The sequence below is a fragment of the Streptomyces mangrovisoli genome, from assembly GCF_000974985.2.
Classification (GTDB): Bacteria; Actinomycetota; Actinomycetes; order Streptomycetales; family Streptomycetaceae; genus Streptomyces; species Streptomyces mangrovisoli.
Window position 1 is genome coordinate 1 of record NZ_LAVA02000146.1, and the last position, 12,138, is coordinate 12,138.

A 12,138-nucleotide genomic window follows, 5' to 3' on the forward strand; every position below is an offset into this window, starting at 1 on the left:
ACAGCTCGCTTCATGAAAGCGCGAGGCTAGTCGGTCCAATTCCAGTCGACGGCTGGTGGTCCCCCGTCATCGTCGGACTGCTCCCACCGCAAGAGTGGCACGGCCTTCCCTGCATGGCCGCACTCTGTTCCGTGGTAACTACCGGCCCGGTCGCAGGGACCGACGCATCGGCATACGGACCAACGCGCAGCGTATCCGCCTCCCTCTGACTTAGCGAAACGCTGCAATTGTGAACCAGGACCGGCGTAGCCCCAGCCAGCACATAGTACGTGTGCAGGTCGGCCACGGTCAGGTTGTGGACCACCGCTTGCGCAGTCCACCGCTTGATCCCAGTGATCTGGACCCGGCCCCCTGCACTGGTGCGCAGCGTCTCGCCGGCCTTGAGGTCCGTCGCGGTCAGCCAGGCGTGCAATTCGGGAACCCAGAACGGGTGACCGTCGGTCGCGGTGACCGATGCCTTCTTGGACCCCTTGTCGCCGTCGACGTCGACAGTGACCTTGACCAGGTGCTTCAGTCCCACGCCCGTGATCTCGGCAGTGATGGTTTCGGCCTTGGTCTTCCCCGTTTTCGGGTCAGTCGCCAGGACCTTGTCGCCGTTTTCGATGTCCGCGATCTTCTTTGTCGAACCGTCGGCCATCAGCACCAGAGTGCTTGGTGTGAAGCTGTTGAACTCCTCGCACTCCTTGGCCAGCTTGGCCAGCGCGTTTGCTTCCTTGCGGCTCTTCCGCCAGTCCTGGAAGACGTTGAGCAGCTTCTTGCCCAGACCGTAGACCCGCTTCGCCAGGGCTGCCGCCTTGTTCCAGCGGAACAAGTACTTCTTCGCCAGCTTGGCCAGAGGCCCGCCTCCCATAAAGGAGGACACGACGTTGAACGCGGTGTTGCCGCAGGCGCCGAGGGCTCCGGTGGTGAAGCAGTCGAGGGCATCCGTGATGCCGAGTTCGTCCGCGGCGATCTTGCCGAGTTCCTTGGCGATCGCGATGGCCCGCTGCTTGGCCGAGTCCTCCTTCTCCTTGGCCGCGGCAGCCTTCTCCTGGGCCGGCGTGGTCGTCGTATTGCCGGTGCCACCCTTGGTGTCGCTGTCCCCGGAGGTGGTGCCGCCCCCGGTGTGTGGACCGGGGCCGCACTCCTGCCAGCCGCCCGTGCAGTCGGCCAGGATCATGCCCGTGGCGTCGCTGTACGAGACGGGGCTGTTGTTGGCGTAGGCGTAGCCGTTGATCTGTTGGGGGTCGGTGTAGTCGACGACCGGGTCGGCCGAGATGAACCGGCCGGTGTCGGCGTCGTATTCACGGGCGCCGAGCGTGGTCAGGCCCGTCGAGGCTTCGATCGTGCCGCCCACGAAGCCCTTGTCGTTGACCCAGTCCGAGCCCGAGGTCGAGGACTCGTCCCGGCTGTTGCCGAACGGGTCGGTGCGTCGGCGGGTCGTGGCGCCGGTCTTCGCGTCGACCGCGAGTTCCGCCGTCCCCTGGTGGTCCGAGGCGAGGAAGTGGACACCGTCCGCCTCCCGCATCGCCACCGTGGTGTCGCCGAAGCTGTAGTAGCGGGTGGCGGTGACCTTGGACGTGGACTTGTCCAGGTGGAGTTCCGTGCCGGGCAGGTAGAACGTCTTCTCGTCGGGGGTGTCCCGGAGGATCCGTGTGCCCTGCGCGTCGTACTGGTAGTTCGTCACCGAGCTGTCCGCGTTGGTGACCTTGGTCAGCTCGCCCTGCTTGTCCCAGTCGAGGGACTGGGTGTCGCCGTCCAGGATGCGCTTGGTGGTGTTGCCGGAGCTGTCGTACTGGTAGCTGTCCTGGGAGACGATCTGCGGGGTAGTGCTCGTGGCGTCCGTCGTCTGGGTGATCGACGAGACGGTGTGCGGACCCGAGTCCGTGCCGTTGGGGCCGGAGGCCTTGCCGTAGGCGTACTGCCGGCTTGAGGTGGGTGTGCCGTTCAGGCCGTGGCGCACCTCGGTCTTGCGGTTGCCGATCGTGTCGTAGCCGTAGTCGGTCCAGTAGGGCGAGGTGCCGCCGACCGTGGAGGACGAGGCGCCCGCGGCGCAGGAGGCGTCCGTGCTGCCGGTGCCCTTGGCGTCGTTGGAGTTCACCGAGGAGGTCCAGGACGTCGAGAGGCGTCCGAGGCCGTCGTAGGTGAAGCACTGGACGTCGCTGGTGCCGCCGGTCGGGGTGTCGGCGATGGAGAGGATGTTGCCGGCGTCGTCGTAGGTGTAGTTGGCGTCATAGGCGACGCTGGAGGCGCCCTCGACGTCGACGCGGGAGTTGGTCAGGCGGTCGGTGCCCGCCTCGTAGGAGTTGGTGATCCAGGTCTTCGGGGTGCCGGAGACTCCGGTGGACAGTTCCAGCTGTTCGAGGTTGGACGTGGGCGAGTACGAGGCGTTCGTGACGTAACTGCCTCCCGTGAGGGAGGTGTTCAGGCCGGTCAGGCGTTGCAGGCCGTCGTAGGTGTACGACAGGGCTTCCGCGGCGAGGTCGCCGGTCGCGGGCAGGCCCTGGCCCTGGAGTGTGCCGTCGCGGTTGTACTGGGTGGTGTACTCGTAGGTGCCGCCCAACTGGGGCTCGGCCGTCTTGGACAGGTAGTACTTGGTGTCGGTGGGCTGGTAGTCGTTGTCGGCGTCGAGGACCGGGTAGGTCACCGACGAGTAGACGGCGCCGTCCTTGTAGGTGTAGGCACCGTAGAGCTCGCCCTTGGCGACGGTGTCGTACTTCGTCACCGAGAGCTTGGTGCCGGTGGTCGCCTCGCCCTGCCAGGTCGAGACGGCGCGGCCGAGCTCGTCGTAGAGCGTGGACGTCTTGTCGCCGTTGACGGTGACCGAGGTCTGCCGGTCCATGTCGTCGTAGGTGTACGAGGACGCGCCGGTGTCGGGGTCGGTCGCAGTCTTCTTCCGACCCAACTGGTCATAGGTATAGGACCACTTGTTGCCCTTGTCGTCCGTGACGTCCAGCAGGTTGCCTGCCGGGTCGTAGCCATAGGACGTGGTGACCGCGTCGCCGTCGGCGGGGTATTGGATCTGCGCGGTCGTACGGTCACGGCCGTCGGTGACGGCCGTCGTCTTGACGCCGCCCTTGGGCGGGGTGGTCGTGACGCGGTCGCCGCCGTAGGCGTACGTGGTGCGGTACTGCTCGGTGCCCTGGACCTTGGTGATGGTCGCCGTGGTGCGGCCCGCACCGTCGTACTCGGTGACGGTCTGGGCGTCGAGGTCGGCGTTGACCGGCTGGAACAGGGTCGAGGACGGGGCGCCCGAGGCGTAGTAGGTGTCGTTGACCTTCACCACCCGGCCGGATCCGTCGTACAGGGTGTCGGCCACCATGCGGCCGCCGCCGACGCCTTCGGTCTGGTCCTGACGAGGCCTCAGGAAGCCGTCGTACAGCGACCATTCGCTGCCGTACGTCGTCCCGTCAGCCTGGATCTTCAGGGTGTGGACGGCGGTGGGGCCGTCGTCCGCGCGCAGCAGGTACTCGTACTTGAGCGAGGGCGTGAAGTTGGACGCCTTCGGGCGGTCCGGCAGCCAGACGGAGACCAGGCGGCCGAGGCCGTCGTAGGCGAGGTCGGCCCGCTTGCCGTTCTCGTCGGTCTTCGCCGTGGGCTGGCCCCACTGGGGCGCGTACTCCGTCGAGGAGGTCCAGCCGTCGACGTTGGTGACCACCGACTTGGTCGCGAGACCGTAGGTGTCGGTGTAGACGGTCGAGGAGGCGTACTTGGTCGTGGAGGCGACGGTGTCCGCGTCCTTGACCACCAGGGGGCGGCCGTAGGTGTCGTAGGTGGTGGTGGCGGTCGTCTGGTAGGTGGCCGTCGTGCCGTCGTGGGCGGACAGCCGCTTGGTCATGGTGAGGTCGCCCTTGGTGGGGGCGTCGCCCAGGGTGGTCGAACCGTCGTAGTAGGTCAGGTCGTCGGAGAGGACGTCCTTGGACCGGTCGGGCGTGGCGCTGCAGGAGACGGCGACCGTCTCCACCCGCGAGACGAGCGAGTAGATGTGCGCGCTGACACTGTCGGCGTACTCGGTGCGGGTGCACTGGTTGTCGGCGACGCCGACCTCGCCGGAGTCGTCGACCTGCTTCTCACGGCCGGTCGCGTCGTCGAAGGTGGTCGTGGAGGCGGTGTGGCGCCAGCCGCCGACGGCGAGCGCGGTGTAGGTGTCGGTCGAACCGGTGCCCGTGTAACGGGCCTTGCGCGTGCCCCAGTCGTGGGTCTCGGTCGCGGTGACCGCGGTCCACGGCACGGTCACCGACTTCTCGGTGACGGCCGAGCCGTTGTAGGTGGTCGTCTCCAGTTCGTCACCGGCCTTCCAGTCGGTGTCCTCGTAGGAGACGCCGTTGGAGTCGGTGACCGTCGCCGAGCGGGTGTCGCCGTCCTTGTCGACGTCTCCGTCGAGGCCGCGGAAGAAGACGTGCTCGGTCTTGGTGTTGGAGGGGTCGTTGGTGCCGGCGGAGGTGACGACCTGCACCTTGCCGTAGCCGCGCCAGTCGCCCCAGGTGAGGTCCTCGGTCTTGGTGATGCCGTCGGGCTGCGTCTTTCGCCAGCCGGCGTCGCCGAGGTAGGTGTAGGAGGTGACCTGGTCGGGGTTCTGTCCGGTCAGGTCGGTCTGCACGACGGACTCGACGACGTACTTGTGGAACCAGTCCACGATCGGGTCGGTGGCGCCGGGCGGGGTCCACTTCACGGGAAAGCAGCGCTTGGTGGAGGAGTCCTCTGCCGGGACGTTGCTCACCGTGCACTGGTTTGCGGCGTAGTTGACGCTGAGTGCTCCGCCGGACTCGTTCTGCACGCCCGACAGGCGGAAGCGGTAGAAGGGCTGGAGGTCGTCGCCACTCTGGTCGACGCGGTTGGGCAGTTGGGTGCCGTACAGCTCGACGGAGGGCACCGTGGCGTCGGTGCCGACCTTGCCGGTGTGGTCGATCTTGCTGAGCCACAGCGACTTGGAGCCGTCGCCGTTGTCGGTGAAGACGTGCGTCAGGCTCCACTCGTCGACGGGCGAGTACGTCGCGTCGCCGGTGCGGATCTGCGTGGTGACCTTCGTGAGCTCTTTACGGGTCCAGAAGGTGGGTGAGTTCTGGCCGGGGCACTTGGTGCCGGAGGCGCAGTTCTGGTCCCACGGGACGTCGGGCCAGTCGGCGGCGGTGTCGTCCTTCAAGGCTCCCGCGGAGCAGTCGGTCAGGGAGCCGACGCAGCGTTCGGCGGTGGTGAAGACGACCTGTGCGGAGGGCTTGGTGGAGTAGACCGTGAGGTCGCGCTGGCCGTAGTCCACGCGCTTGAGGTAGCCGCCGCGGATGTAGGCCTTGCCGTTCTCCGTGGTCTTCAGGCCCTGCGTGTAGTAGTTGGTCTCGGTGCCGTAGTAGTACGACATCGCGTCGCCGTGCGGGTCGACGACGTAGTCGAGGTTCCACCGCCAGGCCTGGGTGCAGTAGGCGTCGGCGAACGTGGCGTTGTAGCAGGGCTCACCGGAGTCGTCGCCGTAGACCGGGACGGTCCAGGTGGAGTTGGTCTCCTCGTTGCCGCTCGCGTAGCCCGGCAGGCGGTTGAGGCCGTAGTAGTACTGGGTGCCGTCGGAGGTGGTGATCCGCCAGTACTCGCCGTTGTTGTCGCCGTTGGTGGCCGACGTCAGGTGCTCGACCTTGGAGTTGTCGTCGTTGCTGATGCGCCACTCGCCGGTCTTGTCGTCCTTGACGAGCTCGCCGGAGGTGCCGCCGGCCAGGGAGAGCGTGGCGTTGTCGAACGCCCAGCACTCGTCGCCGTTGGTGGCGTCGTGACCGTCGTCGGCGCACGCCTTGTAGCTGCGCTCGATGTAGCCCGGGTCGTAGGAGAAGCCCTGACCGACCCAGGAGCCCTGGTTGTTGGTGGTCGCCGTCTGGCCGTCGATGGACTGCGAGTTGTAGGCGAGACCGACGGACGGGGTGAGGCCGCCGGGGACCGGGGGGACGTTCATCGGGTACGACCAGGTGAACGCGCCCGAGTTGGTGTCGACGCCCCACTGGGCGGATGCCGACAGGCTGGTGGCTTTGTAGTCGCCTCCGCCGCCGCCGCTGCTCGCGGTCGCCGCGAGGACGGTGGCCGAGGAGTCGGTGGTGCCTGCCTCGACGAGTTGGGTGGAGGTGCCGGAGGTGTCGCCGGCCGCCTGCACGGTCGCGGTGACGGTCTCCTTGGCCGCGTCGTTGCTGCTCTTGAGGTAGGTGGGGGTGGCGCAGGACTTCTTTTCAGGGGTGGTCAGGACGCACGCCGGGTACTGGGCGATCCGCAGCCGGGAGGCGTAGTCGCCGCCGTAGGCGCCGGCGAAGCCCGAGTAGTCCATGGTGACGCGGGCGGCACCCTTGGCGGTGGCGCCGTCCGTGCGGGCGACGGTGAACAGCACGCCGTCCACGCCCGCCGCCTGTGCCGCCTTGCGGCTGAGCACGCTGACCTGGAGCGAGCGGGCGCTCGTCTTCCCGGCTGCCGCCTTGGCGGTGATCGGCAGGTCCTTGGCCTTCGCCGTCTTGGCGGACAGCTTCACCTCGGCGGTGCCGGCCGTGGGCCAGTCGGCCTTGTGGGTGGTCTTGACCGCGGCCTTCTTGGCCTGGTCGGTCTTCGTGTAGTGCTTGGCGGTGACGTTCTTGCCGCGCACCGGCTTGTCGAGACTGGTCTGGGTCTTCGGCTTGGTGAGGCCGTCGTCGGCCAGGGCCTGGGGCGCGTAGGCGGGGAGGAGCCCTATGGACAGGGCCAGTCCGAGGACGATCGCGGTCCGCTTGCGGCCGCGTCTCCGGGCCGGTCTCCATGACCGGAACCAGGGAGGCGAGGACATGAACTCTCCATTCGATCAGGGGAGATGGAGGAAGAAATGCGCATGGCGACAGGGGCGGGCGGCGCTGTGGCCGCCCGCCCGTGAAACGGGGAGGCTTACGCCTCGGACTCGTCGATGCTGGCGCCGCCGGGCAGGACCGCGACGGTCGCCACCAGGGAGGCGTCCAGCGGGCCCTGGTACATGCGCACCTCGTCGACGGCACCGGCGAAGTACTCGCCGGCCGTCTTCCCGGTCAGCGCGCGGCCGACCTGGAGGCTTGTCGTGGTGAAGTCCCAGGTGTTGTCCCAGGCGGCCTGGGCCACCGCGGAGCCGTTGACGTACAGCAGGACATCGCCGAACACCGCGTTGTAGACCAGCGCGAGGTGGTCGCCGTCGCCCTCCGAGGTGGGCGGGTCGGCGTTGTCGAGCAGGCTGGTGACCACCGGGGACGCACTGTCGGCGCTGGTGACCGTCAACTGCCAACGGTCGGTGGCGGCCTGGTAACCCACCTTGATCGCACTGCCGTTGGTGCCCGACAGGGACAACACCGTCTCGTCCGTGGTGGGGTTGACCGACGTGAGCCGGGCACGGGCGGTCAGGGTGAAGCTGTCCTGCGCGGAGAGGGGTCCCGCCGCGGCGCGGGTGGCGTAGGCGTCCGTGCCGTTGAGGACCAGGTTGCCGTCACCCCACAGCGGGGCCGCCGGGGGCACGCAGTCGGGGTCGGCCTCGGGGTCGCAGGACTCGTCGGGGACGTAGACGGACGCGCCGCCGCCCAGAGTGAGCCCGGTGCCGCCGTCGGTCTCCGGCGAGATACCGGCCGTCGCCTGGTCCAGCTGCCAGTAGGCGAGCTGGTGCGGCGTGATGCCGCCGAGTTCCTGGCCCTCGGTCGGCGGGATGACCCGGTCGTGGAGCTTGACGTCGGCGACGCTGCCCTTGAGCGCGTTGGTGTAGCCGCCGGGCCAGATCTTGCGTCCGATCTGGAGGCTGCCGGTAGCGCTCCACACGGTGTGGCGGGCCTGGACGTCCTCCTCGACGAGGTTCCCGTTGACGTACAGCATCATCTTGCCGAGTTCGGCGTCGTACACGCCGATGAGGTGGGTCCAGGTGTTCGCGACGGCCGTCGCGCCGGAGACCTTCCAGGTGCCCAGGTTGTCCATGTCGCTGACCGGGATACGGAAGGTCCAGGAGGCGGTGTCCACGTCATAGCCGAGTTCGAAGCCCGGCTGCGCCGTCCCGTCCTGGCTGACGACCGTCACGCTGTCGGTGGGCAGGGTGGGCAGCATGACCCAGGCGCTGACCGAGAAGGTCTTGCCGGTATCAACAGCCGGCGCGCCGGCGTCGAGGTAGGCGTTGGCGGTGCCGTCGAAGGAGGCGGCGGTGTCGGTCGAGCCGAGCGGTCCCGTGTTGCCGAAGGTCACCCCGGAGCCGGCGGTGGCGTCGGGTGCGCCGCTGCTGCCGGCCGCCTTCGTCGCTCCCTTGGCGTCGCCGAGGGTCCAGCCGGCGACCGGCGCGCGGCCGTCGCTGACGATGAAGACGTAGGAGCTGGCCGGCTTCTGCGCGTTGCCGGCGCCGTCGACGGCGGTGACGTGCAGGATGTAGGGGCCTTCGGAGGGCGGCATCCAGCGCACGGTCGCCGGTCCGCCGGCCGTAGCCGGGTACACCGTCTGCGGGGTCGAGTCGTTGCCGGAGGTGATGCTGTCCGAGTCGCCGGTGAAGTAGTAGCGGTAGGAGGTGACATCCGCGTCGGGTGAGGCCACGGTGAAGGAGCCGTAGTCACCGACGCCCGCGTGTGCGGTGTCGTCGGCCGGGTACTGGGCCGACGTGATGGTGGCGGGTTTGGGCTTGGTGTGGTCGTAGATGAACTCGCAGCGGGTCTGGTCGCCGTCACTGGACCAGGCCCCGTACGCCTGCTGGTCGTAGCCCTGGACAGCCCAGGCGATGGTGGTGTTCTCAGGGATGGTGAAGCCGGGCTCGCCGTCGCCGGAGAGGTCGTCGCCCACCGTGTAGCTGAAGGTCTGCTGGCCTGTCTGGCCGGTACCTGTGGTTGTCTTCTTCGCGGTCGTCGCGTAATGGTCGACCTCGGTGGACCCGTTCATCCACCAGATCTTGAAGCGGGCCTGCAGGCTCTCGGTGTTTCCGTTGACGTCGTTGTGGTCGTAGTCCTTGATGACGGCGTGCAGGGTGGGGGCCTGGGTGACGTAGTGGTCGGTGGCGTGACCGTACTCGCACGTGTCGCCGGGGACCATGACCAGCTGGCTCTGCGCGGGCTCCAACGGAGGCCTGTTGTAGGTCACTTCAAGGTGCGCGTTGCCGCAGTACCGCTTCCAGTACGACGTGTCGGACTCACTGCCCGCCTTGAGGCGGAAGGTGGTGGTGCCCCAGCCGTTGTCGGCCGCCTTCTGGATGGTGCCGGTAACGCCGAATCGTACGTTCTGGTTGGTCGACGTGCATGAACCCGCCTTCTCCGTGGGCGACTTGGTGGCGATCGTCTCCTTGGAGCCGGGCTGGTTCGACCAGGTGGTGGACGAGCTGATCGCGCTCGCGCCGGTGCTGTTGACCCGGGCCAGCTGCACCTCACGGGCACTGGAGCTGTAGGTGAAGACCTGGGTCACCGCGAACTCCGCGTCGACGATGTCCTTGCCCTCGAAGGTCGCGGTGGGGATCGCGAAGAACTGCCGCTTCACGTCGGAGGAACTGGAGCAGCGCACCGACACGTCGGAGGGGCACAGGCCGACGCCTTCGTCGTCGTCGAACTTCCAGAACGACGTGCCGGCGTAGTGCGAGGACACCATGGTCCAGGAGCTTCGGTTGGCGGTCTTGACCACGGGGTCGATGTAGACCGGGTAGACGGTGTCCTTGTCGGTGAGCAGGCTGTTGTCGGGGGTGAGGGTCATCGTGTCCGACGTGACGTCCACGCCTACGTCGGCGACCTGGGCGCCCTCGGGGGGGCGTCTGCGTGTTCTCCTGGTCGGTGGTGGGTTCGTCGGCGGCCGTGTGGCTGGAGTCCCACATCACCGGTTGCGGCGCCTCGAAGACGGTACCGCCGGAGCCGGTGTCGGTGGCGGTCAGGCCGCCGCCCGCGGTCTCCTTCAGCTTCACCGAGGAGGTGTCGACGGGGAGTTGGAGTGTATCCAGTTCAGGGTTGGCGGCCGCTTTCGCGTTCTTGACGACCAGCACGTGCGAGAAGCCCTCGGCGCTCGCGGTGACCTTGAGGTCGACGCCGGGCAGGACGTCGGTGTAGGTGGCGGTGGAGCCGTCGATCGTCGGCTTGGGCAGCTTCTCGGGCCAGTCGAGCGAGAGGGAGCGCCCGTCCTGCTGGATCTCGGCGAAGGTCGTGTCGCCGCCGCCGGAGAACGACATCGCGGACAGCGCGGCCTTCGGCGCGTAGGAACCGTTCTTCTGCCGCACCAGGGTGGTGTCGATGTCCGTCCACTTCCCGTCGACGCGGGTGCGTACGGGCTGGACGTACTCGTCGGTGGTGAACGTGCCGTCGGGGTTGGCGTAGGTGGTGCTGCGCTCGTCGCGCAGGCTGAGGATCTCCACCCGGTCGCCCGACTTAGCGGCGGCGGCCTGCGCGGCGGAGGTGGTCAGGGACGGCGTGCCCTTGGCGGCGCCCGCGCTCTGGGCGGAGCGCGCGCTGTGTCCGGCCGCGGCGGGCTGCCCCAAGGCGGGGGCTGCGCCGAGTCCGGCGGTCAGCAGCGCGGCGAGCGCGGTGACGGCTGCCGCGGTGCGGCCCGTTCCGCCTCTGCGGAGTTTCATGGTGCGGCGGTTCCTTCTCTTCGGAGTCTGCCGGTCGTCTCTCATCCGACGAATCCGAACGCAGTGCCGGCGTCGGGCAGCCCGTCCTGGCCGGGCAGATAGGTCTTCGTGCCGGTGCTGGTCGTCCCGTCGACGTCGGTCCATGGCAGGACGTACAGAGCGCCCTTCGGTGCGTCGGACGACTTGCTCCAAGGCACACCCACGTAGAGATTGGTGGTGCCCGAGGTCAGCGTGGTGCCGACGTAGTCACGTGCCGTTGCGGTGCCCGGCAGCCCCGAACCACGCGTCAGCAGCCTGTCGTTGGCGCCGATCGCGGTGTCCATCGGCCGGAAGATCTGGATCGCGCCTGCGTCCTTCACGGTGGCGGTGTCCTTGCCGGGGACGCCGGCGGCGAGACGGATGGTGGCGGTCGAGGTGACGACGGTGGTGTCGGTGTTGTTGATCGTCACGTGCTGTCCCATGAAGTCACCGGCGGCGGGGTCGCCCTCGACGTCCGTACTGCTGGCATCGAAGGCGGTGACCTGGGTGAACGCGCCGGACGGCTGCACCCGGACCACCGCGACGCTCCCGGCGTCCGCCACCGTGCCGATGTCTTCGCCCGGGATCCCGATGGCGAGGATCGCATCGGAGTTGTAGGTCTGGCCGCTGGGCCGGTAGCTCGCTATCGAGACCGCGGTGCCGAAGCCGTCGCCGGCTTCCGGCACGCCCGAGATACCGGTGGCGTCCTGGTCGAGGCCGACGAGCGGGGTGGGCAGCCCGCCGGACAAGGTGTGGCTGAAGACCGAGACGCCGCCCGCGAATTCCTGGTCGCCGATCGCCTCGCCGGGCGAACCGACCGCGAAGAAGCGGTTCGTGCCCGTCACGGAGTACCCGAACCGGTCGTTGGACTCGACGACGCCGGACACACCCGGGGAGTCCTCGTTCACGGACACGACCGTCGTGCCCTGGATGTACTCGATGCCACCGGCATCCGTGTTGTTCTTGCCGTCCACGGTGATGTCCTCGCCGGGCACACCGACCACGAGGTACGGCTCACCGGCCGCGGTCGTGCCTGCTCGCATCGAGTAGCCGAACCAGTCGTAAGCCTCGGTGGAGGTGGCAGGATCGAGCTGGGCCTGCGTGTAGGCCTCGATCTTCGAACCTGCACCGATACCGGTCGGCGTGCCGTGGATCACGTAGATCGCGCCGGCGTCGACCAGTTGCTTGCCCGATGCGGCCACGTCCTCGTAGGGCGTGCCGACCACGAGATCGGTGCATCCGTCCCCGTCGGCGTCGTACGAGGTGCGCGAGAGACCGAAATGATCGTTGGCTTCCGGCGTCGCGTTCATGCCGGCGGTCGCCTGGGAGATCTCCGAGACGCCCTTGCCGCCGCCGAGCACGACCCTCACGAGTCCCGCCCTCTTGACCCCGTCGACTGTGGCCTCCGGGTCGGCGATGACCGTGTCGGTCACGCCGTCGCCGTTGAAGTCGCTGGTCGTCCCAGCCGTGCACGTGGTCGCTGCCGCGCTTGGCGACCCCAGCGTCACGATCCCCGACGCCGCCAGGATCACGCCGGCGACTGCCGCCAGCGTTCCTGTCAGACGTGTACGTGTACGCACACCCCACCCCTAGCCTCGCGCTTTCATGAAGCGAGCTGT

Annotated in this window: 4 protein-coding genes; all 4 read right to left on the reverse strand. The window is 68.2% G+C overall.

Translation table 11 applies throughout. The features are described 5' to 3' along the window. Window positions 1-10: 10 nt before the first annotated feature. On the reverse strand, window positions 11-6,763 hold the full coding sequence (locus tag WN71_RS43310) for a polymorphic toxin-type HINT domain-containing protein (RefSeq protein WP_079178426.1): 6,753 nt from the start codon (window positions 6,761-6,763) through the stop codon (window positions 11-13). Window positions 6,764-6,858: 95 nt separating this feature from the next. Then, the gene (locus WN71_RS43100) at window positions 6,859-8,988 is read right to left on the reverse strand and encodes a LamG domain-containing protein (protein WP_338058728.1); all 2,130 of its coding nucleotides are present in this window, start codon (window positions 8,986-8,988) and stop codon (window positions 6,859-6,861) included. A gap of 328 nt (window positions 8,989-9,316) precedes the next feature. Beyond that, window positions 9,317-10,501, reverse strand: coding sequence for a hypothetical protein (locus WN71_RS43105; RefSeq protein ID WP_240529908.1), 1,185 nt, complete (start codon window positions 10,499-10,501; stop codon window positions 9,317-9,319). A gap of 41 nt (window positions 10,502-10,542) precedes the next feature. Then, window positions 10,543-11,952 carry a hypothetical protein gene (locus WN71_RS38035; RefSeq protein ID WP_240529909.1) on the reverse strand — a complete coding sequence of 470 codons (1,410 nt, stop codon included), beginning with the start codon at window positions 11,950-11,952 and terminating at the stop codon, window positions 10,543-10,545. Window positions 11,953-12,138 lie beyond the last annotated feature (186 nt).

Bases quoted from the DNA above. Each gene is read 5' to 3' on its own strand.
- WN71_RS43100 (WP_338058728.1), bottom strand. From the start codon at position 8,988: ATGGTCCCCGGCGACACGTGCGAGTACGGTCACGCCACCGACCACTAC.
- WN71_RS43105 (WP_240529908.1), bottom strand. From the start codon at position 10,501: ATGAAACTCCGCAGAGGCGGAACGGGCCGCACCGCGGCAGCCGTCACC.
- WN71_RS43310 (WP_079178426.1), bottom strand. From the start codon at position 6,763: ATGTCCTCGCCTCCCTGGTTCCGGTCATGGAGACCGGCCCGGAGACGC.